The sequence below is a fragment of the Paludibacter sp. 221 genome, from assembly GCF_010501035.1.
Lineage (GTDB): Bacteria > Bacteroidota > Bacteroidia > Bacteroidales > Paludibacteraceae > QVMH01.
On sequence record NZ_QVMH01000001.1, the window covers coordinates 64,067 to 88,575 of the forward strand.

At 38.4% G+C, this 24,509-nt stretch carries 32 protein-coding genes; 28 read left to right on the forward strand and 4 right to left on the reverse strand.

Translation table 11 applies throughout. The annotated features are described in order from the left end of the window. The first annotated feature begins 2 nt into the window (after positions 1-2). From D0T49_RS00395 to D0T49_RS00470, 16 genes are all read left to right on the forward strand, one after another. Positions 3-224 carry a hypothetical protein gene (locus tag D0T49_RS00395; RefSeq protein ID WP_163628552.1) on the forward strand — a complete coding sequence of 74 codons (222 nt, stop codon included), beginning with the start codon at positions 3-5 and terminating at the stop codon, positions 222-224. Further along, positions 211-654 (forward strand): hypothetical protein, encoded by a 444-nt coding sequence (locus D0T49_RS00400; RefSeq protein ID WP_163628554.1) that lies wholly within the window; start codon positions 211-213, stop codon positions 652-654. The genes D0T49_RS00395 and D0T49_RS00400 overlap by 14 nt, the downstream gene beginning before the upstream one ends. After that, positions 651-1,196 carry a hypothetical protein gene (locus D0T49_RS00405; RefSeq protein ID WP_163628556.1) on the forward strand — a complete coding sequence of 182 codons (546 nt, stop codon included), beginning with the start codon at positions 651-653 and terminating at the stop codon, positions 1,194-1,196. The genes D0T49_RS00400 and D0T49_RS00405 overlap by 4 nt, the downstream gene beginning before the upstream one ends. Position 1,197: 1 nt before the next feature. Further along, complete coding sequence (locus tag D0T49_RS00410) at positions 1,198-1,470, forward strand: LysM domain-containing protein (RefSeq protein ID WP_163628557.1); 273 nt, start codon at positions 1,198-1,200, stop codon at positions 1,468-1,470. A 47-nt stretch (positions 1,471-1,517) separates the two neighbouring features. Continuing rightward, the gene (locus D0T49_RS00415; protein ID WP_163628558.1) at positions 1,518-2,378 is read left to right on the forward strand and encodes a hypothetical protein; all 861 of its coding nucleotides are present in this window, start codon (positions 1,518-1,520) and stop codon (positions 2,376-2,378) included. A gap of 35 nt (positions 2,379-2,413) precedes the next feature. Beyond that, positions 2,414-2,905, forward strand: coding sequence for a hypothetical protein (locus tag D0T49_RS00420; RefSeq protein ID WP_163628559.1), 492 nt, complete (start codon positions 2,414-2,416; stop codon positions 2,903-2,905). A gap of 33 nt (positions 2,906-2,938) precedes the next feature. Then, a complete protein-coding gene (locus D0T49_RS00425) occupies positions 2,939-3,616 on the forward strand; it encodes a hypothetical protein (RefSeq protein ID WP_163628560.1) in 678 nt (225 codons plus the stop codon). A gap of 75 nt (positions 3,617-3,691) precedes the next feature. Further along, positions 3,692-4,483, forward strand: coding sequence for a hypothetical protein (locus D0T49_RS00430; RefSeq protein WP_163628561.1), 792 nt, complete (start codon positions 3,692-3,694; stop codon positions 4,481-4,483). 2 nt (positions 4,484-4,485) lie between these two features. Further along, positions 4,486-6,303, forward strand: coding sequence for a leucine-rich repeat domain-containing protein (locus tag D0T49_RS00435; protein ID WP_163628562.1), 1,818 nt, complete (start codon positions 4,486-4,488; stop codon positions 6,301-6,303). Positions 6,304-6,381: 78 nt separating this feature from the next. Then, positions 6,382-6,777: a hypothetical protein gene (locus tag D0T49_RS00440; RefSeq protein WP_163628563.1), complete on the forward strand. Its 396-nt coding sequence runs from the start codon at positions 6,382-6,384 to the stop codon at positions 6,775-6,777. Positions 6,778-6,780: 3 nt separating this feature from the next. Continuing rightward, complete coding sequence (locus tag D0T49_RS00445; RefSeq protein WP_163628564.1) at positions 6,781-7,614, forward strand: DNA adenine methylase; 834 nt, start codon at positions 6,781-6,783, stop codon at positions 7,612-7,614. A gap of 189 nt (positions 7,615-7,803) precedes the next feature. After that, positions 7,804-8,565: a CPBP family intramembrane glutamic endopeptidase gene (locus D0T49_RS00450; RefSeq protein ID WP_163628565.1), complete on the forward strand. Its 762-nt coding sequence runs from the start codon at positions 7,804-7,806 to the stop codon at positions 8,563-8,565. Positions 8,566-8,630: 65 nt separating this feature from the next. Next, positions 8,631-8,798: a hypothetical protein gene (locus D0T49_RS00455; protein ID WP_163628566.1), complete on the forward strand. Its 168-nt coding sequence runs from the start codon at positions 8,631-8,633 to the stop codon at positions 8,796-8,798. Next, positions 8,749-9,108: a hypothetical protein gene (locus D0T49_RS00460; protein ID WP_163628567.1), complete on the forward strand. Its 360-nt coding sequence runs from the start codon at positions 8,749-8,751 to the stop codon at positions 9,106-9,108. Before D0T49_RS00455 ends, D0T49_RS00460 begins: the two co-directional genes overlap by 50 nt. An 11-nt stretch (positions 9,109-9,119) precedes the next feature. Beyond that, positions 9,120-10,427, forward strand: coding sequence for an HlyD family efflux transporter periplasmic adaptor subunit (locus D0T49_RS00465; RefSeq protein WP_239056982.1), 1,308 nt, complete (start codon positions 9,120-9,122; stop codon positions 10,425-10,427). Continuing rightward, complete coding sequence (locus tag D0T49_RS00470) at positions 10,428-12,635, forward strand: peptidase domain-containing ABC transporter (protein WP_163628568.1); 2,208 nt, start codon at positions 10,428-10,430, stop codon at positions 12,633-12,635. 125 nt (positions 12,636-12,760) lie between these two features. Here the strand turns inward: D0T49_RS00470 and asnA are convergent, their stop codons facing one another. From asnA to D0T49_RS00490, 4 genes are all read right to left on the reverse strand, one after another. Further along, positions 12,761-13,798, reverse strand: coding sequence for an aspartate--ammonia ligase (asnA, locus tag D0T49_RS00475; protein ID WP_163628569.1), 1,038 nt, complete (start codon positions 13,796-13,798; stop codon positions 12,761-12,763). A gap of 393 nt (positions 13,799-14,191) precedes the next feature. Beyond that, positions 14,192-14,587, reverse strand: a complete 396-nt coding sequence (locus D0T49_RS00480) for a hypothetical protein (RefSeq protein WP_163628570.1) — start codon at positions 14,585-14,587, stop codon at positions 14,192-14,194. Continuing rightward, a complete protein-coding gene (locus D0T49_RS13170) occupies positions 14,584-14,823 on the reverse strand; it encodes a phage integrase SAM-like domain-containing protein (RefSeq protein WP_163628595.1) in 240 nt (79 codons plus the stop codon). The genes D0T49_RS00480 and D0T49_RS13170 overlap by 4 nt, the downstream gene beginning before the upstream one ends. Continuing rightward, positions 14,792-15,124, reverse strand: coding sequence for an Arm DNA-binding domain-containing protein (locus D0T49_RS00490; protein WP_163628571.1), 333 nt, complete (start codon positions 15,122-15,124; stop codon positions 14,792-14,794). Before D0T49_RS00490 ends, D0T49_RS13170 begins: the two co-directional genes overlap by 32 nt. A 481-nt stretch (positions 15,125-15,605) precedes the next feature. Between D0T49_RS00490 and D0T49_RS00495 the strand changes: the two genes are divergently transcribed. From D0T49_RS00495 to D0T49_RS00545, 12 genes are all read left to right on the forward strand, one after another. Further along, complete coding sequence (locus tag D0T49_RS00495; RefSeq protein ID WP_370519548.1) at positions 15,606-15,926, forward strand: ArsR/SmtB family transcription factor; 321 nt, start codon at positions 15,606-15,608, stop codon at positions 15,924-15,926. A 69-nt stretch (positions 15,927-15,995) separates the two neighbouring features. After that, positions 15,996-16,229 carry a thioredoxin family protein gene (locus D0T49_RS00500; RefSeq protein ID WP_163628572.1) on the forward strand — a complete coding sequence of 78 codons (234 nt, stop codon included), beginning with the start codon at positions 15,996-15,998 and terminating at the stop codon, positions 16,227-16,229. An 11-nt stretch (positions 16,230-16,240) separates the two neighbouring features. Next, entirely contained in the window at positions 16,241-16,702 is a 462-nt protein-coding gene (locus D0T49_RS00505) for a nitrophenyl compound nitroreductase subunit ArsF family protein (protein WP_163628573.1), read from the forward strand. A gap of 6 nt (positions 16,703-16,708) precedes the next feature. Further along, positions 16,709-17,410, forward strand: coding sequence for an aromatic aminobenezylarsenical efflux permease ArsG family transporter (locus D0T49_RS00510; protein ID WP_163628574.1), 702 nt, complete (start codon positions 16,709-16,711; stop codon positions 17,408-17,410). 12 nt (positions 17,411-17,422) lie between these two features. Next, complete coding sequence (arsD, locus tag D0T49_RS00515) at positions 17,423-17,749, forward strand: arsenite efflux transporter metallochaperone ArsD (protein WP_163628576.1); 327 nt, start codon at positions 17,423-17,425, stop codon at positions 17,747-17,749. A gap of 12 nt (positions 17,750-17,761) precedes the next feature. Continuing rightward, the gene (arsA, locus tag D0T49_RS00520) at positions 17,762-19,471 is read left to right on the forward strand and encodes an arsenical pump-driving ATPase (protein WP_163628578.1); all 1,710 of its coding nucleotides are present in this window, start codon (positions 17,762-17,764) and stop codon (positions 19,469-19,471) included. Positions 19,472-19,518: 47 nt separating this feature from the next. Further along, positions 19,519-20,562 (forward strand): ACR3 family arsenite efflux transporter, encoded by a 1,044-nt coding sequence (arsB, locus tag D0T49_RS00525; RefSeq protein ID WP_163628580.1) that lies wholly within the window; start codon positions 19,519-19,521, stop codon positions 20,560-20,562. Positions 20,563-20,694: 132 nt separating this feature from the next. Further along, complete coding sequence (locus D0T49_RS13005) at positions 20,695-20,955, forward strand: RteC domain-containing protein (RefSeq protein WP_239056983.1); 261 nt, start codon at positions 20,695-20,697, stop codon at positions 20,953-20,955. 32 nt (positions 20,956-20,987) lie between these two features. Then, positions 20,988-21,548 carry an RteC domain-containing protein gene (locus D0T49_RS13010; RefSeq protein WP_370519550.1) on the forward strand — a complete coding sequence of 187 codons (561 nt, stop codon included), beginning with the start codon at positions 20,988-20,990 and terminating at the stop codon, positions 21,546-21,548. A gap of 80 nt (positions 21,549-21,628) precedes the next feature. Then, positions 21,629-22,057, forward strand: a complete 429-nt coding sequence (locus tag D0T49_RS00535; RefSeq protein ID WP_370519551.1) for a helix-turn-helix domain-containing protein — start codon at positions 21,629-21,631, stop codon at positions 22,055-22,057. Further along, entirely contained in the window at positions 22,020-24,050 is a 2,031-nt protein-coding gene (locus tag D0T49_RS00540; protein ID WP_163628584.1) for a bifunctional DNA primase/helicase, read from the forward strand. The genes D0T49_RS00535 and D0T49_RS00540 overlap by 38 nt, the downstream gene beginning before the upstream one ends. A 12-nt stretch (positions 24,051-24,062) precedes the next feature. Next, positions 24,063-24,341 carry a helix-turn-helix domain-containing protein gene (locus tag D0T49_RS00545; RefSeq protein ID WP_025003738.1) on the forward strand — a complete coding sequence of 93 codons (279 nt, stop codon included), beginning with the start codon at positions 24,063-24,065 and terminating at the stop codon, positions 24,339-24,341. The last annotated feature ends 168 nt before the right edge of the window (positions 24,342-24,509 follow it).

Genomic DNA, 24,509 nt, shown 5'->3' on the forward strand with positions numbered 1-24,509 from the left:
AAATGAATAAATTAAAATTTCAACTCATTATATCTGCCTTATTGATAATTGTAGGGTGTGGTCTTTTAATAGCAGGCTTTTGCGTTCCGCCGGTTGGAAAAATAGATAACTCGGTGCTTATTGCTTTCGGCGAAATACTAACCTTTGTCGGGACGGTTTTCGGCATTGACTACAGTTACAAATCAAAAATACAAAAAAACAAAAATTGCGATGAAGAAAAGTAAATACTTTAAAATAACCGAATTGGTTTGTAAGCATGTTTTCGACCGTTTCGGCGAAAAGGCTTGGATGTTTGTTTCCGATGACTTTATTACAATGCTCGACTTTATCAAGGAATTATTTTCTGATAAAAACGTAATTATAAATAATTGGAACGTAGGCGGTCAGTTTTCGCAACGCGGAATCCGCTGCAACTTATGCAGTTTAGTAAGTTCTAAAAAAGTCGCCTATCTGTCGGCGCACGTTACCGCAAACGGTTTTGATTTTTCTATTCCCGGATTAACTGCCGATGAGGTGCGAAAAACAATTGAGGTAAACGAAAATAAATTACCGTTTCCTATTCGATTGGAAGATGGCGAATCCGCACCAACTTGGTGTCATATCGATTGGCATAAAACTGACGACAATAAAAAAATAACATACTTCAAAGGATGAAAACAATTATTTACACACTCTTAGCATTCGTATTACTCCTTTCGGGTTGCAAAACAACAAAGCAAGCCACTAAGACCGATACGGCTATAAAAGAGTCGGTAATGCTTGATATTTCGGCGGAAACCACAGAAACGAAACAGGACGAAGCGAGAGAGACAGTCGCCCATCAGGAAGCAATCACCGAAAACGTAAGCGAAACAACAACGGTTATAAAACTATCGGAACCAAACGCCGACGGGATACAGCACATTTCGGAAATAGTTGTAAAAGAGCGCAATAAACAGACCGCCAAAGCAGCTACTACGACCGCCGAAACGGAACAAAAAACAGTGTCGGAAAAAGAGGCGACAATAACCGACCGGTCGACCAGCGATACGGATACGGCAAGCACTACCAGCGAGACGACAAAGGAAAAAATAAAGCTACCGGCGTGGTGGTATGTTATTTTGATATCCGGTTGTATTTTGTTTGGGTTTAGCGTTCGACGGCTTGCGAAGTCAAAATCAATAAAGCCTCCCTTTGGGGGAGGTTGGAGGGGCTGATATGATAATCACAGTACAACAAGGGCAAACGCTTTTTGATATTGCCGTGCAGCATTGCGGCGATGCACAGGCGGTTATACCTATCGCTCAGGCAAACGATATTTCGATAACCGGCGAGCTTGTCGCTGGTACTTCTTTAGCGATACCCGAACCACTGAATAAAAGGATAGTAAATTACTATAAAATAAACAACATTGTTCCGGCAACCGCAATAACCGGTACTCCGGGCGATAGTCGGATTTTTGACAGCACATTCGACAATACATTTGAATAAAAAAATAAGGTCTTGAATCTTGGTTCTTGACTCATGGTTCTAAAAATATGGCACGCACGATAGACGAAATAAAACAAACGATTACCGACCTCTTTATAAGTTACGAGGCGGTGCAAAACGCATACAGCCTTACGCCCGGATTGACTTTTGAGCAACAATTCTCAAAGGTAAGCCTCGAAAGCATATTCTTTTACGTCGTTGCCTTTGCCGTATGGACGCTCGAAAGCCTGTTTGATATTTTTCTTTCGTCGGTCGACGAAAGAATACAAAACCAACGGGCGCATACGCTCGGCTGGTATCGCTTGGCGGCTTTAAATTTCCAATTTGGGGGCGTGTGGCGCGATGATATTACCGAATACAATAACGACGCTTTAACAGACGACGAAATAGAAGCGCAACGCATTGTAAAAAAATGCTCGGTAACGAAAGCCGATAGCATCAAACCCACACTTATTGTGAAAGTGGCAAAAGCCGACGGCTCGCCGCTTACCGGCGACGAAAAACAAGCCTTTGACGCATACATGGAAGATGTAGCCGACGCGGGTGTAAACATATCCGCTATATCAGCACCAGCCGACCGCTTAGTTCTCTATATGACTATACGCTACGACGGTATGACACTGGACGCTAACGGTATGAAATTTCTTGACGGCTCACATCCAGTTGCCGATGGCGTTAAACAGCATTTAAACGCATTGGAATGGAACGGTGTATTTTACCCGTCGATGCTGGAGCAATACTTAATGACACAGCAAGGCAATGGTGTACGAGTGGCAACGGTACGGACGGCGTATGCCGGTGTAAATGGTGGTAATCTGAGCGAGATAGCCGATAAATACGAGCCTTACAGTGGCGCGATACATTGCGATACTGATGTAGACCTGTATGTAACATATGAAAAATTTTAAATACTTGTAACTCGTAACCTGTAACTCGTAACTGAATGAGTGTTTTTAAAGTCGATTGGAATAAACTTGTATTGTTGCTTTTGCCTCCGGCATTGCGCAAAGCGCGTATTTACGCCTTTCTTTCGGCGGCTATTGAGCCGTTGAGAGAAACGTATTACCGCTTTGAAAACACGCGCGCGGAAACCGATTTTCTGCTGAAATACAACACCGGCAAGCGCAATGTAGAGATAGCCTTACGCGCTCGCTTTAACGATGATGGTATTTATATCGAAAATGTAAAACCGCGTGAGGATTTAGCATTGCCATTTTATTTAGTCGATTATTTGAAAACGCCAGGGTACGACGACGCTATCGAAAAATCGGTTTTACCCGCTTATCTCCCTTTTCACATCGACCCTGAACGCACCGTTACAGATTTTATTATATATGTGCCCGAAACTACCTATTTAACCGGCGCGCAAGCTATTTACGATTTTGCAAGCTATTTCGTGTCACCCTGTTTTACTTACGAAGTAAAACGCTATTAAACATTAATAATTAACAATTAAACATTAATATGTATGAATTACTTTGATATTCCGGTAGAACAAAATTACCCGGTTAACAAGCGTTTTTTCGACTTTATGCAGTTGACGTGGCAGTCGCAAATAAAAATGCTTACAGCCATGTATGGCAACAACCTGATACTATACGGCGTGGAGCTGGCAGGTAATCAGCGTACCGCCGGAGCGGTGGTAATCAACGGCGAGCTGTTGCCCTTTGCTGCGTCGCCCGACAATGCGAAAATACTGATAGAGCAAACAGTCGAAAACGCGCTTTACAAAACAGGCGAATTACGCCCCTCATTCTACACCCGTACAGCGAAATGCTCGGCAACCGGGACAATCAATTTGGCAGACTTGAAGCGTGTCGTTATCAACATACCGTCGCCCACGGATTGGCAGAACTGCACGCCTGCATCAAACATTACCGTCACACAAACACTGCAAGCGCGTGTTAACGAGCGTGGGAAAGTGGAATTGCGAGGGGAATATATGCGGATTTCGGCGGGTGGGTATTTTGATTTTACACTGCCTGCTGCCTGCAAGCCTGCGAAAAACAGAATGGGGATGATAGTTACAACAGGCACAGGATACGGATATATGCCGCTGTATGTCACTAATGACGGAAAGGCGAGGTGCGATGCTGTGTTTTCGAATGTAAATGTGGTGCTTGATAATTGCGAATTTGAATTATAGAAATTTGGTGGAAAGGTAAAAGTTGAAAGTGTAAAGTACTTTTTCCTTTTCCCTTTAAACTTTAAACTTTAAAAAATGAGTTTAACAGATATAGCCCGTCAATTATGGACGGTAATAAAAAACGAACGTAACGAGAAAAAGAATACCGCCGAGCGCGTTGGGTCGGCTGGTATGGCAATTCTCGACGCATTGGAAAATGCCACACCCTACATCGGAGCAAACGGCAATTGGTGGATAGGCGGGGCAGATACGGGTAAAACATCAAAAGGCGATACGGGGGTAAGCGTGTCGGGCGTACAGGTGGATGCCGTCGGCGACCTGATAATAACATTCTCGGACAATACGCAGCACAACGCCGGATACGTGAAAGGTGAAAAAGGCGATACAGGCTCACAGGGTGCAAAAGGCGATACGGGTAACGACGGAAAATCAGCCTATCAATACGCTATTGACGGCGGTTATACAGGTACAGAGGAGGAATTTTATCAGGCATTAAGCGGTATAATTAATACCACCTATGCCACCACCGAAGCGAATAATTATTTGCCCTTGACACTTGAGAACCCGATATTGCGCGTAAATGTAAATGGTGGTACAGGTACGCTCGCTTTCAACTTTCCATCGGTATTGCCGAAAGAAAACGCATCGTTGCGCATGATAGTGAATAACAGCCGTAGTGCGCTTGTTAACATCGCTATGCCAAATGGTGATATTATTCGGGATGATATTATTTATCACTTAATTAATTGCTCCGATGACAGTACCATTACTGTTGCACCCGCCAAAAGTGTTGAATTTCATTTGGCGTTTGATAAATTAGAAGAGGGAGATTTTGAAATACGAATTGCAAACCTAAGAGAGTTATAAAAATGAGACGGCGTTTTTTTGGAGGTAGTAATTACATCACCTTTACCCATACAGTGACGGCTGAAAATCTAATTGCAGGTTTTTATGTTGTAGGTGCAAAGCAGATAGATTGGGGCGATGGACAAACCACCATCGTAGCTACTTACGCTGCCTCTGTAAACCATGTTTACGATACAACAGGCATTTATAAAGTAACTGTATATGGAAATATAGTTGAGTTTAACAGTGCTTATACTGCCGTACATCGTGCCATATTGAATACGATAGATGTAAGTCACGCTCCTAACTTGATGATTTTGCGCTGTCAGGATAGTAGTTTAACCGAATTGGACATAACAAAAAATACAGCATTACAAATATTGTATTGTTTTAACAACCCTATCGTGTCGTTAGATACAAGTAGAAATATTGCATTAACAGCACTTTATTGTTCGTATTGCAATCTGTCGGCAGTGAATGTGACAAATAATACAGAATTAACAACACTTTATTTACATGGTAACTCGCTTACCTCGTTAGATGTAACGCATAATACGAAACTGCAAGTGTTATATTGCTATGGTTGTTTGATAGGGGGTATTTTAGATGTTAGCCGTTGTGCTGGTTTACGTACTTTCCGTTGCGATATTAATCGAATTGAAAGCCTCATAATGGGTAATCATCCATTTTTGACATCTATAAATTGTTACAGTAACCTAATAGCAGGTACACTTGATTTGCGGGGTTGCCCTGCTTTGCAAACATTGACGTGTCATATCAATCAAATAGCCGAATTATTATTAAATTGCCCTGTCCTGACAATCATAAGTGGACATACTAACCAGTGGGCAACGATAGATTTAAGCAGCTGTGTTAATCTGCTTACTCTGGCTATTTCGTACAACGCAAATTTGACATCACTCGATTTAAGCAATAATACAAAAATCACCAATATAGCAGTAAACAATACTTCTTTGCTGTCAATAAACCTGAGCGAAAATGTAGATTTAATTTATTTAAATGCGGCTAATACGCCTATTGCTTTGCTCGACATAAGCAATAACAGTAAACTGGCATGGGTGAAAACAGGCGGTAAAACCAATACACTTAAAGTAGCATCTATCGCACAATTCAATAACTTTACAAATACCATTTTGTCGTACACCATGCAGGGTATTAATGCAACGCAATACTTGAGCATGTACGATGTTGCGAACGTGGTTGACGTGAACGATAATCCGATAAGTTTTACCGATTTGCTTAATAATCTTGCTTCTTGCATTCAGTCAAATAATCTGTTTGATTATCCGCAATGGCAATGGTTTCACCCTCTAACAGCCAACGAAACAAAAGACTTGTATCGTATGGGCAATATATTTGAAAATCTGCTGTATCGTTCGAAAATAGGCGCGCAATTCAGTTTATCAGAAGGACGTAATGTTGCAGCAATAGTTCAAAATTTCACACACACCCGCTCAGTATATCATAATAGCGAACTAACAGGCGATATGGAGTTAAGTGTGCAAATTATTTGTATGCCGGATGCCGAATTTGTGATTATTCCGTATGTGGCTAATTACAACGGCTACGAATATGGCGACCGATTCCGATTTAAAGGAAACGAAGCACAGGAAGCCGATAAATTCGAGGTGCTGGGTAATGCGCAATACAGCTACGAAATAAACGGCGATGGCAACTATGTAATTACCCTTACAGGCATCAGGATTAACCGTTATTTGCTAAGCACTATAGCAACATATCTGTATGAAAACAAATACCCCGCCGAAAGCAACCCGTACACGAGTAAGGTATTAGCTTTTACGCAAGCGAGTAACGAGTAGATAGTAGCGAGTAGACGCTATCCGCTACTATCTACCCGCTACAAAAAAATAATAATTAAACATTAACAATTAATAATTATGTACTATTACATCCACAATAACAGCATTTTCGCCTTTGCAAAGGCACTGCCCGAGGGGTACAAAACGTCGGATAAATACGAAGACAGATACACCGCCTACGTGCTTTTAAGCGACAAACAAGCCACTTTTTACGAAGCAAATAAAACGGCAACGGTGTACGAGGTGTGGAATATGAAATTGAACGATATACTCGTGCTATCTCCCGCCGACCAGCGGCAAGCGGCATACGCTACACAACCGATTATTGATTGGCAGGGCGAGATGATAACCGTTGACGAAGCTAACAAGCTGTTTTTAGACTATTCGGCTGAGGGTAAGGCGGAAATAATTACCGAACTGCAAGGGCTGATACGAGAAGCGAAAGAAGCGATAAGGGGGCAATATAAGGGGTAAAATATGAAAAATTATAATAGTGCACCGTTGCCGTTTCAGGGGCAAAAAAGATATTTTTTAAAGTCGTTTAAACAGTGTTTAAAGAGTTTTAAAAATATTGCAGTAGTTGTTGACCTATTCGGCGGCTCGGGTTTGCTATCACACGCGGCAAAGGAAGTATTGCCAAATGCGAGGGTGATTTACAATGATTACGACGGATTTAGCACGCGTTTAAACAACGTTGAGCGTACAAATGAGTTATTGTCCTATATAAGAGTCATTCTAAGCGACACGCCTCGCGAAAAACGCATAAACGACACTCATAAAAATGCGGTACTTTCCAGGATTGAGCAAGCCGAGAAAAGCGGCTTTGTCGATTATATTACGTTATCGTCGTCGTTGCTATTCTCTGCAAATTATGTTAATAGTTTCGACGAGCTCAAAGCATCTACTTTGTACAACAATGTAAAGCAAAGCGATTATAACGCGACCAATTATTTAAAAGGCTTAGAGGTTGTAAAATATGATTATTTAGAGTTGTATAATCAATATAAAAATATTCCAGGCGTTTTATTTATTCTCGACCCGCCATATTTGACAACTGATACAAAAACATATCTTTCCAACCAATATTGGAAGCTTGCCGATTTCCTGAACGTTATTAATGTGCTCAACGAAAGTAATTATATCTTTTTTACATCAAATAAAAGCTCTTTAGTTGAGTTATGCGAATGGTTAAAAGAAAACCATAACATCAACAATCCGTTCGAAAATGCAATGCTTAAAACGCAAGAAATACAGATAAACCGAAATACAAAATATATTGATATGATGTTTGTAAAACAAAAAGCCTCGTAAAATTTGGCTTAATTCATAATGTAAAAATAGCGTAAAAACTTGGATTGCACAAGTTTTCACGCTATTTTTTTGAGTTATTTTGTTATTTATTAGACTGTTAGAAAAAATAGTGTTTTTTACGACTTTTCAATTTAAAAAGTCCGATTTTTCATTTTTGCGATTATATATTCAAAGAAAAATAATATTTATATGCGTTCATTCATTCCCTTTGCCATTGTTTTTATTTTATACAGCATATTTGGGGCTTTACCAGCATTCCTTTTTATTGGTGTTGCTGATACTACTTGGGCGAATATCGCATATTTCCTCACTCATTTCTTGTTTATGATAGCTGTTTTTATATGGTATGTAAAAAAAAATGGATACTGGGACTTTTTATTAAAAAAACAAGAAATATTATTATTGGGATTTTCTCTAATCTTAACTGTTGGAACCTTATTTTTATTATACATATTGCAACATTATGAACATGTGTTTAATGCAGAGCTATTTGTTGTTCGCTGGTATCAAGTGGATAGTAGTGCTATTATATTTGATAACATACAAATTAACAATATTGCCAAACCTACGCTTAATATAGGCCCTGTATTAAGAGGGCTTATTTGTGCACCTATTTTTGAAAGCATATTGGTTTTATCTCTTTTTCAAAACAAGATGTATGAAAAGATGCCTCCATATATTGCAATAATAATATCTGCCATTGTTTTTGCACTTATACATCTTAATTTGTCAGATATATTTGGTTTGTTCATATCCGGGCTGTTATTCGGACTTGTATATTATAAATCAAAGAACCTAACAATTCCTATTTTGTGCCATTTTCTTTGGAATTTTGTAGCTACTTTTTTAGTATTTATTCCGACTCAAATAAATGGAGAGTCGCTAATAGCTCTTCTTTTAGTAACTATTGGGTTTGTAGTGTCCTTACTATACATACTTAAGTACAACTGAGTTGAAAACCGAACAGAACAATCAATAAGCTAAATCAAAAACGCATGAAAAATTTAACAAAAAAAATGGATGAACTGGCAAAAGTAATACCAATCATTCGTGAAAATGCACAACGTGGCTTCATTGGAGGTACAGGGTATACTGGAACAGGTACTGTAACTGGCTATGTAGGTACAGGATATTATGATAGCACCGGATATATGGGTACTGGCCACATTGGTGGGAAAACATGATAATTATGTAGAACAAGTTCTGAACAAAGCGGATAAATATAGCTTAGAATACAGGTTGAATACAGTGGAGAAAGATTGTTTTTATTATCCAACTTCGGCACTTCCTCAAAAACCATTCTATATTCGTCATGGACAATACAATTTAACAAATCAAGCTAACATTATTTATCCCCGAAAAGCTATGGAGGGAATTATATTTATAAAAACAGTTTATCCGGTACATATTATAAACGGAGAACAGCCTTTCCATGAAAAATACAATAAGTTAATGGACAAATTTAATTTTTATGAGTCTTTAATTAAAATGTAAAATAATACTCTATGCAAGAAAAAATTCACCCCGAAAATTCTATAAATCAGAAAAGCGAAGAAGTTCAAACCATTATCGACCGTATGCCTACCGAATGGACAAAGTGGGTTGCTTTGTTTGTAGGTTTACTAATCGGATTAGTGTTTTTAATGAGTTTTCTGATAAAGTATCCTGATACGGTAAATGGAGAAATATCAGTAACGGCAAATGTAGCTCCGGTGCGTCTTGTAGCCAATGCTAATGGACGAATGTACCTGGTTCAAAACAACAAAAAGCAACTTCATATTAATGATGTAATTGCATATATCGAAAGTGGAGCTAATTATAAAGATGTTTTATACCTGGACTCTTTATTGAAAAATGCTATGAGTGATAATATATCCAGTGTTGATTTGCCCGAACACCTGATATTAGGGGAAATAGGTTCTAACTACAGTTCGTTTGTACTTGCATGCAAACAATATGGAAGAATTCAAAACTCGGATATATATAAAACAATGCGTAATAACCTGGAGCAACAGATCGTCTCCGACCAAAAGATAATCTCCAATGTTGAAAAAGAATTAGCTCTAAAGGAAGAAATAGTCAAACACTCAAAAGACCAACTGGACAAAGACAGTATTCTTCTCACGATGAAAGGAGTTAGCGAACATGAGTATAGGGAAAAGTATAAAAGTTTTCTTTCATTGCAAGAATCATTTTTAAGCCTGCAAAGTAATCTGCTTATAAAACAATCGGAGATAAACAGGAATAAACTTGAAATACAACGCATCATACTGGAAGAAACAGAGAACAAAGAAAAGGCATATTCCGAACTCGTCACTAATAAAACACAATTAAACAATGCAATAAATAGTTGGAAAGAAAAATACCTGCTATATACGCCTATATCCGGTGAGCTTGAATATCTTGGATTTTGGCGTGAAAACAGTTTTGTGCAAGCAGGCAATGAACTCTTTTCGATTATTCCGGAAAAGAATACAGTAATAGGAGAAGTCATTATCCCTTCGTATGGTTCGGGTAAAGTAGAGATAGGACAAAAAGCAAATGTTAAAATAAGTAATTATCCTTATGACGAATACGGTCTTATCGAAGGAGTGGTGCATTCTATTTCACGGATAACCAATAAAATTAAGACCTCAGAAGGAACAAACGAAGTGTATCTGGTAATAATTTCTTTTCCGAATGGAACAAAAACAAATTTTGGAATGGAACTTCCATTGGATTTTGAGACAAAAGGAACAGTGGAAATTATAACTAAGCCAAAACGCCTGATAGCCCGTTTATTTGACAACCTTAAATCAAAAACTGTAAAATAAATGATACTTAAAAGATTCCCCGTTGAATACCAAATGGACTCGCAGGATTGCGGTCCTGCTTCCCTGAAAATAATCGCAAAACATTTCGGTAAATACTACTCTCTTCAGTACCTGCGTGACCGGTGCGGAATAACCAAAGAAGGTGTTTCGTTGTTGGATATCAGTACGGGAGCCGAAAGCATTGGCCTACGTACATTGGCAATAAAATGTACAGTACAGGATGTAGTGAACAGTATCCCTTTTCCTGCTGTAATTTTTTGGAAAGAAAGCCATTTTATTGTGGTTTATTATGCCGATAAAAAATATATATGGGTGTCAGATCCCGCTAAAGGCAGAGTGAAATATACCCATGAGGAATTCCGTTTGGGGTGGTATCAGGATGGAGAACAACAGGGAGTTTTACTCGCTATAGAGCCTACCGTTGACTTTAAAGACCGGAAAGAAGACCGGAAACAACATAAAAATAGTTTCGGGAGCATTTTAAAATACTTCTATCCTTATAAGAAACAGTTTGTGCTCATATTTGTCATAATGCTGATTGTTACTTTGCTGCAAGCTGTACTTCCATTTATTTCGAAAGCGGTGATTGATGTCGGGATAAAAACCTCGGATGTAAATTTCATCAACATGGTGTTAATCGGGAATATTAGTATATTGCTCAGTGTAATGATCTTTAATGTATTACGGGATTGGCTGCTGTTGCATATAACTTCCCGTGTGAACATTGCCCTCATATCTGATTATTTAGTAAAACTGATGAAACTGCCTGTCAGTTTTTTCGAGAATAAACTTTTTGGAGATATTCTTCAACGTGCAAAAGACCATGAACGTATTAGGGACTTTGTGATGAACAATTCGTTAGCCTTGATATTTTCATCATTAACTTTTGTTGTTTTTGCGATTATACTACTTATATATAACGCTGTAATATTCTACATATTCCTGGCCGGCTCCATTCTGTATGTTGGCTGGGTGCTGTTATTTCTCAAAATCAGGAAAAAGCTGGATTGGGAATATTTTGAATTGTTGTCAAAAGACCAGAGTTATTGGGTCGAAACCATCTCGGCCATGCAAGATATCAAAGTGTATAACTATGAAAAACACCGACGTTGGAAATGGGAAGAAATTCAGGCTAGGCTTTACCATATAAATAAGCGGGTACTGACCGTAACCAATGCACAAAATCTGGGAGCACAATTTATAGATAATATAAAAAATATGGCTATCGTATTTTTTTGTGCGACTGCTGTAATTAATGGGGAGATTACTTTTGGTGTTATGATATCCACTCAGTTTATTATCGGTATGCTGAATGGACCGTTAATACAGTTCATCAACTTTGTTGTATCGGCACAATACGCGAAAATCAGCTTTTTGCGTATGAATGAAATCCGGCAATTGGAAGATGAAGACGAATTATTATCCATAGGTAACAATTCTATACTTCCTGAAGACAGGACTATAACTCTCGAAAACGTGATGTTCCAATATACCCCGAACGGTTCGATGGTTCTTCGGAATATTTACTTACAAATCCCTGAAAAAAAGGTAACAGCTATCGTTGGAGGTAGTGGAAGTGGAAAGTCAACATTACTAAAATTGCTTGTCCGACTTTATAAGCCAAGTTATGGTGATATTAAAATGGGAGGTATGAATGTCAGCGCCGTTAATTTACGCCAATGGCGTAATCTGTGTGGAGTTGTAATGCAAGACGGAAAAATATTCAGCGATACTATTTTGAATAATATCGTGCTTGACGATGAACATATTGATTACGACAAACTAAGAAGAGCTTGTCGTATCGCTCAGATAGAAAATGAAATAAATGAAATGCCTAAAGACTATGAAACAAAAATAGGGGAAACCGGTCGTGGTATAAGTGGTGGTCAGAAGCAACGTTTATTAATTGCGCGTGCCTTATATCGAAATCCAGAATTCCTGTTTCTCGATGAAGCTACCAACTCATTGGATACTATCAATGAACAAAAAATAGTAGAAGCATTAAATGGAGCTTTTAAGCAAAGAACAGTGGTTATTATTGCACACAGGCTGAGTACAATCCGAAATGCAGACCAAATAGTTGTTTTGGATAAAGGTTTTATTGTTGAGGTTGGCACACACAAGCAACTGATGGAGAGTAAGAGGCATTATTATCAATTAGTAAATTCTCAAATGCAATCGTTAGAAGTTGATTGTTGTGACCAATGAATCTTTGACTAGTCCTAAAAAAAACTGTAACGGTTTTTTAGGACTAGCCCAAGTTACATATTGTAACTTTTGAAAATTACAAAGGGACTTTTGGGACAGCCCCATTATCTTATTTTTTATCTTTCTTATATCAAGTGAATATCGAGTTTTTTACATTCTTCGCGCATTTCCTCCGACCAGATACTTGCCTGTATCTCCCCAATATGGGCTTTACGAAGGAAAAACATACACAGGCGCGACTGCCCTATACCTCCTCCGATAGAAAGCGGAAGGCTACCTTCGACCAATCGTTTGTGAAAATACAACTCCAAACGGTCTTGTTTACCTGTAATTTCCAACTGTTTCAGCAAGGCTTCTTTATTCACACGGATACCCATCGACGACACTTCAAACGGTATATTCAGTACCGGATTCCACAACATAATATCGCCATTAAGCCCCGGAAGCCCTTTCTCGCCAGCCGTGGTCCAATCGTCATAATCAGGAGCACGCCCATCGTGCTTGCTGCCATTGCTTAGCGTACTGCCTATACCTATGATGAATACGGCTTTGTGCTTTTTGGTAATTTCATGCTCGCGCTCCTTGGGCGACAAGTCCGGATACATCTGCAATAACTCCTCCGAATGAATGAAAGTAATTTCGGCTGGCAGGCAGGGCTTTATTTCCGGAAAACTTTCGGAAATCAGGTATTCGGTACACAAAAAGGCAGCATAAATACGACGTACAATAGATTTCAGAAAGTCGATATTACGCTCGTCTTCCGACATCACACGCTCCCAGTCCCACTGGTCGACATACAACGAGTGTATATTCCCCAACTCCTCGTCGGCACGTATAGCGTTCATATCGGTATAAATACCATAGCCTTCTTCGATATTATAATCGGCCAGCGTAACACGCTTCCACTTTGCCAGCGAATGTACAACTTCGGCACAAGCATCGCCCATATCTTTGATAGGAAAATTAACGGCGCGTTCCACCCCATTCAAATCATCATTAAGACCAGTACCCCGCAATACAAAAAGAGGTGCAGTAACACGGCGCAAGCGCAATTCGGCCGAGAGGTTAGCCTGAAAAAAATCCTTAATTTTGGTTATCCCCAATTCAGTTTGTTGCAAGTTGATCACGGGTTTATAACCAACAGGTTTTATCAAATAACTCATGGTATATGTTATAAAAAATCATTAATCTATTAAAATCACCGCAAATATAAGCACAATGACAGAGATAAACATAATTTTATATCAAAAATTTACAAACATTTAAACAAAACGAAACATATAGAATCGAGTAGGAGAAAACAAAAGTAGTTTTCTCCTACTTTTGCTTTCGTCCTCTCACACCACCCGGCATACGGTTCCGTACCAAAGCGGTTCCTTACTTACGATACAATTTTACGATAACAATCCATTAAGAATGGGTAATTGGTTCGTCTTAAATTATCATTATTCAATGCTCGATTGAGTATAAAACTGTTGGAGATACGCCAACAACCCTTACGGGTGTTTGCCCACTCCCATGCTTTACGCTTATCAATACCACATCGCATGAGGTTCTTAAAGCGAGTCTTTGTACTTTGAAAGAATATCCAGTGCTTTAGGGTGCATTTTAAATGAGAACAATTTTTTAGTCTTTCTTCGATAAAAGCAAAGTTTATCATTGTCAACAATATTTTCACTTTTAAGATAAGCTATATCCACAATATTAATACCGCAACTAAAATAACTGAATAGAAAAATATCCCTTGCAAAATCGTAATATTGAAAATTCTGTTTTGTTGAATTTTTTGATAAATCCAATTCTATAATTTTCTGAATATCTGATTTTGTAATTGCGCTTTTTGTGGTTTCAATTCTGTATTTACTTACTTTAAAAGCATCAAACGGATATAAGTCTTTGCTTACATACTTATACAGTATTGCTTGATTATAAATAGCTTTTAGACCTCTCAAACGGTTTCCAATAGTGTTTTATGTAACTTTTCTGTCTGCATCCAATTTGCATAATCGGTCAGAAAACTTGCGTCTATTTCAGTAAATTTTATATCCTTATTGTTAGTATATTTAAGCAAGCAATTAAGACAACAACGGTAATATTTTGCATTCTTAATTCTTTCCTGTTTAAATAGTTCTTCAATGTAGGTTTCGAATTGTTGCTTAACGGTTATTGATATTCCTTTTTTTCTTATTTACAGGTTCAATAATATCATCAATCGTAAATGGTTTATCAGATAATTTCAAGGATAAAATTTTCTTTTCAATTTCTTGTTTCTTATCATTAATAACGATTTCAAGATATTCTTTATTAGGACATTCAGGCTTAATTTGATTAGTTTCAAAATCCCATAATTCCACATTAATTTTCTCCTTCAAATAGATGAATTTACACTTCTTATTGTGTCTTATTCGTATGTATATTGGAGCTATATTTTGTTGATTTTTCTTGTCCTTGCGACAGACAACATTAACTAAGATATTTTCATTATTCATATAATCCTGATATTTAATCTGTTAATCAGAATTATGAATTAAAAAGAGGTACCGTATTTGGTGTTGCGAAACACTAAAAACAGGCACTTTTCCACCAAAAACACAGACACAAAAAAAGCAGCTACTATTCGCAACTGCTTGATTTCCAGCGGAGAGAGAGGTCGGTGAACCTTCCCCCTTATATGCCTAAAAGTCAATGCTTTTATTTTTCCAAACTTGTTATCGGTAACGAAATAGGCACAAATTTTATAAGCCTATTTGTCCACCTTTGACCTATGCTCTTCTGCATATATCGTGGGTTCAAAGATACATATAAAATTCATATCTACAAAACATTTAGCCTTCAATGTTTTAGCCTTAGTGCAAGGTGCAAGCATCTATATATAGATAGACTTGCACCTTGCACTAAAAAAATGCAGAAAAATTTGTTTGTTTGAAATAATGTTCGTAATTTTGCGAACAGCAAATAAGGAGATATATTGTGAAGATTAAGAATGACATTGAAGAACAGGAAATGATTGCCCGCTTTGCAAAAGCAATGGGGCATCCTACCCGGATTGCGATACTATTATTTTTAGCATCGCAGGAAAGTTGTTTCTTCGGGGATATTCACGATGAACTTCCGATAGCAAAAGCAACCGTATCCCAGCACTTAAAAGAACTCAAGGATGCGGGCTTAATTCAGGGAGAAATCGAAACCCCGAAAGTGAGGTACTGTATTAATAAAGAGAACTGGGAAGTAGCCCGAAAGCTGTTCGCAGACCTTTTTAATGTATATGCAAAAAAGGATGTATGCTGTTAATCAGCATATATTTTTTCAGATAAACGTTCGTTGTTTGGCGAACTACTATTAATAACAAATAATGATTATATGGAAATTAAAGTATTAGGAACAGGATGTTCAAGGTGTAAAACCTTGCTTACGACAGTTGAACAAGTCGTTTCAGAAATTGGCTTAAATGCAACCATAACAAAGGTGGATGATATTCTGAAAATAATGGAATACAACGTTATGGGATTACCTGCATTGGTGGTAGATGAAAAAGTCTTATCCACCGGAAAGACACTATCAAAAGAAGAAGTAAAAAAATTATTAACCCAGTAAAAAATCATTTTATGAAGAAGGTTCTTTATCTACTATTCGCTGCAACGGTTTTCTTTTCCTGTGGCAATGGGACAAACAAAAAAACAAACACTTCTGCACAAACAGAATCTAACGTTGAAACAAATGAGGTTAGCAATCCTGACCGTATCGAAGTTCTTTATTTTCATGGCGCACAACGCTGTATCACTTGCCGTGCGATTGAAAAGCATACCAAAGAATTGCTGGATAGCTTGTATTCCACAGAAATGGCAAACGGTATTATCGTATATAGAACGATAGATATTTCCCAAAAAGAAAATCAGGATATAGCTGATAAATATGAAGTTACTTGGTCGTCCCTGTTTATTAACAAATGGAATAATGGCAAAGAGAAACCAAACAATATGACCGAATATGCTTTTTCTTATGCCAAAGGGCAGCCGGATACTTTCAAAACCGGAATTAAGGATAAGATAGAGGAACTGAAAAAGTAGTAAGGAATGGAATACCTACAATCACTTTTAGAGAATAGTAACATACCCGTAATAACAGCTTTTCTTTTGGGTATCCTAACAGCTATTAGCCCTTGTCCTTTGGCGACCAATATCACAGCAATAGGCTTCATCAGTAAGGATATTGAGAGCAAACACAGGATATTCGCCAACGGTCTGTTTTATACTTTAGGTAGGGTAATCACATATACGGTCTTGGGCTTTATCCTAATACCCATTTTAAGAGAAGGTGCAAGTATGTATGCTGTTCAAAAAGTAATCAGTAAATACGGCAGTATGCTTATCTCTCCGGCTTTGATTCTTATAGGTTTATTCATGCTTGATGTTATAAAAATCAAGATGCCGAAAGTGAATATAGGCGGTGAAAAAATCAAAACAAAAACCGGATGGGGTGCTTTACTGCTGGGGATTTTGTTTGCTCTCGCATTCTGCCCTACAAGTGGCGTATTCTATTTCGGAATGTTAATACCCTTGTCTGCTGCGGAATCAGGCGGTTATCTTTTGCCTGTGGTATATGCAATAGCAACCGGACTTCCGGTAATAATTGTAGCATGGATTTTAGCTTATAGTGTATCGGGATTAGGAAAGTTCTATAACCGGATACAGGTATTTGAAAAATGGTTTCGCCGTGTCGTGGCAATCATCTTCATAATAGTGGGAGTTTATTACGCAATCATAAATTATTTATAAGGAGAAATAGAAATGAAAACAATCGAAATTTTTGACCCGGCAATGTGTTGCCCTACCGGATTATGTGGGCCTAACATTAACCCCGAATTAATGCGGATAGCTGCTGTTCTTGAAACCCTGAAACGTAATGGGGTTAATGTAGCCCGTCATAATTTGAGGGATGAACCACAATTATTTGTGGATAACAAGGTGGTAAATCTGTATTTACAGGAACATGGTGCGGATGCTTTACCTATCACCCTTGTAGATGGTGAAGTAGTAGTATCAAAGGGATACCCTACAACAGCCCAGCTAAGTGAATGGACTGGAATATCATTGGACTTTATACCCGTAAAATAAAAAAACGAGAAAATGAAAGCATTTAATTTATCAGATATAGGATTAACCAAATACCTGTTTTTCACAGGTAAAGGTGGTGTAGGCAAAACTTCTGTGGCTTGTGCTACTGCTGTAAGTTTAGCAGACAAAGGGAAAAATATACTGCTAATCAGTACCGACCCTGCTTCAAACCTTCAAGATGTGTTCGCACAGGAATTGAACGGTCAGGGTACACCGATAGCAGATGTTCCCGGATTGACGGTTGTAAACCTTGACCCGGAACAGGCAGCAGCCGAATATCGGGAAAGTGTTATTTCTCCATACAGGGGCAAATTACCCGAAAGTGTTATTCAGAATATGGAAGAACAGCTATCAGGGTCATGCACGGTCGAAATAGCTGCTTTTAATGCCTTTTCAGACTTCATTACCGATAAAGGAAAGCAGAATGAATATGACCACATAATCTTTGATACAGCCCCTACCGGACACACGCTGCGGATGCTTCAATTACCATCAGCATGGAGTACGTTTATCAGTGAAAGTACACATGGTGCATCTTGCTTGGGTCAGTTATCAGGACTGGAAGAACGTAAAGAAATATACAAACAAGCCGTTGTTACTTTGTCGGACGGAAACGCTACACGCTTAGTGCTGGTTAGCCGTCCTGAAACATCGGCTTTAAGGGAAGCTGCTCGTTCATCCCACGAACTCTTAACACTCGGTATAAAGAATCAGATATTGGTTATTAACGGAGTATTGCAGCAGGTGGATGAAAAAGATGCGGTTTCAAAAGAAATATATGGCAAACAGCAATCTTCTTTACAGAACATTCCGGCGGAACTGGCGGACTATCCGGCATTTGAAGTTCCATTGCGTTCCTATAACTTGTCGAATATTGCCAATATCCGCAGGTTATTGAATGAAGATAATGTTTCTCCTGTTACTGATTATATGCCGATAACAGGTGAAAATAACATTGACGACCTTATCAATGACCTGTATTCATCAGGGAAACGTGTTATTTTCACTATGGGTAAAGGTGGTGTCGGTAAGACGACTTTAGCCACTAATATCGCACTTGGATTGGTTGCGAAGGGTGCAAAAGTTCACCTGACTACCACTGACCCGGCAAATCACCTGAATTATGAACTTGCCGAAAAAGCTGGACTATCGGTTAGCAGGATTGACGAAGAAGAGGAACTGGAAAAGTATAAAAACGAAGTTCGTAGCAAGGCTGCACCTACCATGAGTGCCGAAGATATGGAGTACATCGAAGAAGATTTGCGTTCTCCATGCACACAGGAAATCGCAGTTTTCAAAGCATTTGCCGAAATCGTAGATAAGGCAGATAACGAAATCGTGGTTATCGACACTGCACCGACCGGACACACACTTCTTTTATTGGATGCTACACAAAGCTATCATAAAGAAGTGGAACGGACACAGGGTATCCCTGATTCGGTTAGCAAACTTTTACCACGTTTGAGAAACCCGAAAGAAACAGAAGTGGTTATCGTTACCCTGCCCGAAGCAACGCCCGTATTTGAAGCGGAAAGGCTGCAAGCGGACTTACAACGTGCCGGGATAAATAACAAGTGGTGGGTGGTAAACTCTTGTCTTTCGCTGGTCTATACAGAAAACCCCTTCTTGCAATCGAAATCACAGGGTGAAATATACTGGATTGAGAAAGTAAAGGAACTGTCAGACGGTAATACTGCCCTTATTGAGTGGAAGAATTTATAAAAACTCTATGGCGGGTTCTATAATCCGCCGTAGTTAAATTTACAGTAATGGAAAAGAAACAAGGAATAGGATTTTTTGAAAAATACCTCACACTATGGGTAGCTATCTGTATCGTGGTGGGTATTGCCATAGGGCAATGGCTTCCTGTCATACCGGAAACATTAAGCAAATTTGAATACGCCAACGTATCCATACCCGTAGCTATATTGATTTGGTTAATGATATTCCCGATGATGCTTAAAGTAGATTTTCAAAGTGTCAAAGATGTGGGTAAACGTCCGAAAGGAATTATCATAACTTGTGTAACCAACTGGTTGATTAAGCCTTTTACCATGTTCGGGATTGCTTATTTATTCTTTTATGTAATATTCAAAGCATTAATTCCGGCGGAACTGGCAGAAGAATACTTGGCTGGTGCTGTCCTGCTCGGTGCTGCCCCATGTACGGCAATGGTTTTCGTATGGAGTTATCTCACCAAAGGTAATGCAGCCTATACACTGGTTCAGGTTGCCGTAAATGATTTAATTCTACTGGTTGCCTTTGTGCCTGTTGTAGCACTTTTGCTGGGTGTAGGCGGCATTGCTATACCTTGGGATACATTGATACTATCCGTAGTCCTTTTCGTGGTAATACCACTTGTAGCGGGAATTATTACCCGTATCACAGTGATTAAAAGAAAAGGGATAGAGTATTTCAATAATGTGTTTGTAAAGAAGTTCAATAACACTACTATCGGCGGGCTTCTGCTTACGTTGGTTATTCTTTTCTCTTTTCAAGGGGAAACAATATTAAACAACCCGTTACACATAGTGCTGATAGCTGTTCCATTGATACTGCAAACCATACTGATATTCTTTGTAGCATACGGATGGGCGAAATGGTGGAAACTGCCCCACGATATTGCTGCCCCTGCCGGGATGATTGGCGCAAGTAATTTCTTTGAATTAGCAGTCGCAGTCGCCATTTCTCTTTTCGGATTGCAATCAGGTGCAGCCTTAGCAACAGTTGTCGGCGTATTGGTGGAAGTTCCGGTCATGCTTATGCTGGTAAGAATTGCCAATAATACCCGGAAGTGGTTTCCAGCATCATAGAAGCCGGACTTAAATTACAAAGCTATAAAAGTGTCTGAAACTGAAATATTTAGTTTTAGACACTTTTTGTTTCATCTTAAAGAAAGATTATGTAAAAAACAGATATACTAACTTAAATAAACCCTATTGCGTATGGAAGAGAATATTAAAGAACATTTCGATGGCAAAATGCAGGATATTTTGGCTGAAATACAAATGGTCGAATCATGCGAAAGTGATATTTTAATCACTTGTCAAAAGATGTTATATTATTTGCAGGACGTTTTGGCTGAACTAAAACAATACGTTCTGTCTTATAAATTCAAAGATAAACCGGAAGAAATAGAGTTCTTCAAAGAATTGAAACCACAGATTCTTTGCCATCTGATATACTACAATAGTTTGATAATATAGAACTTAAATGTCCAAATGGAAGTGAAGATGCCATCAAACAGTATTATGATTCCGAATTAAATCAACTTACTGAATTTTTCGATAGTAATTTGAGTTTTTATCAATATTACCGTACTAATGCGACCTATCTTGATGAAAAATACTTTCTTCGTGGAAAGCCTGATATACATTTGATTATAGATAGTTCATTCTTCGATTCCGACCCACAGTTTTCCACCAGTTACGATTATAAAGTAGCAAAGGTTTTAGCCAACGAATTGCTGAAAATTTACCTCACTAATCGGATAAAAGAATTAACTAATGACGGACTGCGTAAAAAAAGGAGTGGGTCTTGTTGTGAAATGATTTGGACAGGTTCAAAACGGGGGCTTGTTGAACTAATCTATGCTCTTGATGCTTGTGGCGCATTTGATAAGGGCAATGCAGATATAAAAACAATCGCTCGGAATTTTGAAAAAATGTTCAATATTGATTTAGGGGACTTTTATCATATCTATATGGAAATAAAAGGGCGTAAAATAAATAGAACAAGATATTTAGATAATCTCCAAAAGGCTCTTCTTCGGCGGATGGAAGAAGATGATAAACTATAATCCGATACGAGGTACTGGCAATATCGTAGGCGAAACATTTGTGTGTTTCGCTTTTTTTATTGAAAAAAATATCGCCACAGGTGGGCGAAACTGTGGTTTTTGTTCAAACAAAACACTTCATCTTTGCAGCAAATCAATTAGTTACAATTATGGATGTCATAACGATAGAATCGAAAGCATTTAAGGAATTGGAAGCAAAGATTAACGCCATTGCAGATTATATCCTTAACAAACAGGAATCGGAAGATATAAACGAAGATGAAATATGGGTGGATAGTTACGAAGTCTGCACATTCTTAAAAATCAGCGACAAAACATTACAAAGACTTAGAGTATCAGGCACAATCGCCTATTCCAATATTCGGGGTCGATATTTCTACAAAATCGGAGAAATAAAACGGATGCTGGAAGAACGACTGATTAAGAGCAATTCTGAATGTATAAATGATTTAGTAACAAACCACAAGCTATATGTTAAGGAAAGAAGAAATCTTAGAAAGAACAAGTAACGGATTGAATGTTTTTAGATATTATATTACTTGTCAATGGCGTGTAGGACGTAATTTCTTCAACCCATTGTATAAAGACAGCAAGGCTTCATGTAATATTTATTTTGACCGAAAAGCCGGAGTATATAAGCTGAAAGACTTTGGGAATGACGAATATAGTGGGGATTGTTTCTACCTCGTAGGAAAACTGAAAGGTTTGAACTGTAATAATGCTAATGATTTTGTCGAAATACTGAAAACCATTAATCAGGATTTATCGCTTGGATTATCAGAGAATACAGACACCTCCCTACCATATAACCCGAAGGAATCTATACTTGTTATTCCTGAAAAGAAAGCTAAACCATATAGCTTTCAGGAACAAAAAATTTCCCGGAATGAATTAGAATACTGGGAAAAGTTCGGCATCACTCCTGAAATATTGACACAATACAAGGTTTGTTCCATCCGGGAGTTCAAAAGTGAAAATTCAGAAGGAAAACCTTACTCCATAACTTCATCATTGGGAGAACCCATATTTGGTTATAAAAGCAAACGATATATCAAGCTATACCGTCCATTTTCCAAAATGCGATTCTTATATGGGGGTGATATGGGGGAAAATTATAGCTTCGGATTGGAACAGTTACCAGCCAAAGGTGATACAGTCTTTATCACTGGCGGTGAAAAAGATGTTCTTTCCCTCGCAGCGAAGGGATTTCATGCAATATGCTTTAACAGTGAAACCGTCAATATTCCGGTAACTATCATTCATAAACTGTCATTCCGGTTCAAACATATCATTTTACTTTATGATGTAGATAAAACCGGGCTTGAGAGTTCTTCCAAACATGAAAAACAGTTGGCTGAATACGGCGTAAAACGCCTTCTATTACCACTTTCAGGAACAAAAGAAGAGAAAGATATATCCGACTATTTCAGGCTTGGAAATAGCCGTGAATCGTTCCTGAAACTCTTCCTTGATTTTTTAGATACTCTATACAGCGATACTATGACTATGCTGAAATCGTGCGAAATAGATTTTAATAACCCTCCGGCAAAAGCACAGGAAATCATATCTGCCGGGGATGTACCACTGGGAACACAGGGAAATATCCTTTGCATCACAGGTGGTGAAGGTACAGGGAAAAGCAACTATGTTGCTGCGTTGGTTGCCGGGTCAATCAGACCGGAAAATATTTGTATTGATACATTGGGAATCAATGTACACGAAAACAGCCAAAATAAAGCTATCCTGTTGTATGATACAGAACAGTCCGAAGTACAACTGTTTAAGAATGTTTCCAACCTATTAAAGCGGGCAAAACAACCGGAAAAGCCGGAAGAGTTGAAAGCCTTCTGTCTTACCGGGATGTCCCGCAAAGAACGTTTACAGGCTATTGTTCAAAGTATGGATAAGTTTCATTATCAATATGGCGGTATCCAGTTGGTTGTAATAGACGGTATTGCCGATTTGGTACATTCCGCCAATGATGAAGCTGAAAGTTTGCGGGTTGTTGATGAACTCTACCGATTGGCTGGAATATATCAAACCTGTATCGTTTGTGTATTGCACTATGTTCCGAACGGATTAAAACTTCGTGGACACTTGGGGTCAGAACTGCAACGTAAATCGGCTGCCATTCTCTCTATCGAACTGGATAATGAACCGACTGTATCAGTAGTGAAAGCATTGAAGGTACGAGAAGGTAGTCCGTTGGATGTTCCATTAATGCTTTTTTCTTGGGATAAGGAAACCGGGATGCACCTATATCGTGGAGAAAAGCCCCGTGAAGAAAAAGAGAAGCGAAAAGAAAAAGAACTGGTAAGCGTAGCCCGTGAAGTGTTCGACCAGCAAACATTTATCACTTATATAGACCTGTGCGAACAGATACAGCAGATTATGGATGTGAAGGAACGCACGGCGAAAAGTTATATACGCTTTATGCGTGAGAAGGAAATTATTATTAAAGACCCTTCAAATCAGAGTTATTTTATCAAAGGTCATTTTTAATCGGTTATTGTTATGAATATAGATAGAGAAACATTCATCGCTTGGATGGAACGTATAATGGACAGGTTCGATATGACCGAAAAGAAAATCGACCGATTGGCAACCCAGCGTAATTGTTTGGATGGTGAACAGCTTTTGGATAATCAGGATTTGATGTTTCTTTTGAAAGTCAGCCTTCGCACACTCCAGCGTTATCGAAAAAAAGGTATCCTGCCTTATATAAAACTGGATGATGGTCGATGCTATTATAAAGCTACCGATGTACATAAGTTGATTCGGGAGAAACTGTAAAAAATAATAGCTTATATCGCCGACTTTCAGTATCTTTCCTCTAAAAAGGTATTAGTTACTCAGTATTTCATTTTTTGTACTTCGCTCTGTTTTATCGCTTTATCTTGTTGTTGGTTTTGTAAAAGACATACAATTCCCTCCAACAGAAGAATCTGTCAGACAGTTTCC

Coding starts and splice junctions, on each gene's coding strand:
- D0T49_RS00395 (WP_163628552.1), top strand. CDS start 3: ATGAATAAATTAAAATTTCAACTCATTATATCTGCCTTATTGATAATT.
- D0T49_RS00400 (WP_163628554.1), top strand. CDS start 211: ATGAAGAAAAGTAAATACTTTAAAATAACCGAATTGGTTTGTAAGCAT.
- D0T49_RS00405 (WP_163628556.1), top strand. CDS start 651: ATGAAAACAATTATTTACACACTCTTAGCATTCGTATTACTCCTTTCG.
- D0T49_RS00410 (WP_163628557.1), top strand. CDS start 1,198: ATGATAATCACAGTACAACAAGGGCAAACGCTTTTTGATATTGCCGTG.
- D0T49_RS00415 (WP_163628558.1), top strand. CDS start 1,518: ATGGCACGCACGATAGACGAAATAAAACAAACGATTACCGACCTCTTT.
- D0T49_RS00420 (WP_163628559.1), top strand. CDS start 2,414: ATGAGTGTTTTTAAAGTCGATTGGAATAAACTTGTATTGTTGCTTTTG.
- D0T49_RS00425 (WP_163628560.1), top strand. CDS start 2,939: ATGAATTACTTTGATATTCCGGTAGAACAAAATTACCCGGTTAACAAG.
- D0T49_RS00430 (WP_163628561.1), top strand. CDS start 3,692: ATGAGTTTAACAGATATAGCCCGTCAATTATGGACGGTAATAAAAAAC.
- D0T49_RS00435 (WP_163628562.1), top strand. CDS start 4,486: ATGAGACGGCGTTTTTTTGGAGGTAGTAATTACATCACCTTTACCCAT.
- D0T49_RS00440 (WP_163628563.1), top strand. CDS start 6,382: ATGTACTATTACATCCACAATAACAGCATTTTCGCCTTTGCAAAGGCA.
- D0T49_RS00445 (WP_163628564.1), top strand. CDS start 6,781: ATGAAAAATTATAATAGTGCACCGTTGCCGTTTCAGGGGCAAAAAAGA.
- D0T49_RS00450 (WP_163628565.1), top strand. CDS start 7,804: ATGCGTTCATTCATTCCCTTTGCCATTGTTTTTATTTTATACAGCATA.
- D0T49_RS00455 (WP_163628566.1), top strand. CDS start 8,631: ATGGATGAACTGGCAAAAGTAATACCAATCATTCGTGAAAATGCACAA.
- D0T49_RS00460 (WP_163628567.1), top strand. CDS start 8,749: ATGATAGCACCGGATATATGGGTACTGGCCACATTGGTGGGAAAACAT.
- D0T49_RS00465 (WP_239056982.1), top strand. CDS start 9,120: ATGCAAGAAAAAATTCACCCCGAAAATTCTATAAATCAGAAAAGCGAA.
- D0T49_RS00470 (WP_163628568.1), top strand. CDS start 10,428: ATGATACTTAAAAGATTCCCCGTTGAATACCAAATGGACTCGCAGGAT.
- asnA (WP_163628569.1), bottom strand. CDS start 13,798: ATGAGTTATTTGATAAAACCTGTTGGTTATAAACCCGTGATCAACTTG.
- D0T49_RS00490 (WP_163628571.1), bottom strand. CDS start 15,124: ATGAATAATGAAAATATCTTAGTTAATGTTGTCTGTCGCAAGGACAAG.
- D0T49_RS00500 (WP_163628572.1), top strand. CDS start 15,996: ATGGAAATTAAAGTATTAGGAACAGGATGTTCAAGGTGTAAAACCTTG.
- D0T49_RS00505 (WP_163628573.1), top strand. CDS start 16,241: ATGAAGAAGGTTCTTTATCTACTATTCGCTGCAACGGTTTTCTTTTCC.
- D0T49_RS00510 (WP_163628574.1), top strand. CDS start 16,709: ATGGAATACCTACAATCACTTTTAGAGAATAGTAACATACCCGTAATA.
- arsD (WP_163628576.1), top strand. CDS start 17,423: ATGAAAACAATCGAAATTTTTGACCCGGCAATGTGTTGCCCTACCGGA.
- arsA (WP_163628578.1), top strand. CDS start 17,762: ATGAAAGCATTTAATTTATCAGATATAGGATTAACCAAATACCTGTTT.
- arsB (WP_163628580.1), top strand. CDS start 19,519: ATGGAAAAGAAACAAGGAATAGGATTTTTTGAAAAATACCTCACACTA.
- D0T49_RS13005 (WP_239056983.1), top strand. CDS start 20,695: ATGGAAGAGAATATTAAAGAACATTTCGATGGCAAAATGCAGGATATT.
- D0T49_RS00540 (WP_163628584.1), top strand. CDS start 22,020: ATGTTAAGGAAAGAAGAAATCTTAGAAAGAACAAGTAACGGATTGAAT.
- D0T49_RS00545 (WP_025003738.1), top strand. CDS start 24,063: ATGAATATAGATAGAGAAACATTCATCGCTTGGATGGAACGTATAATG.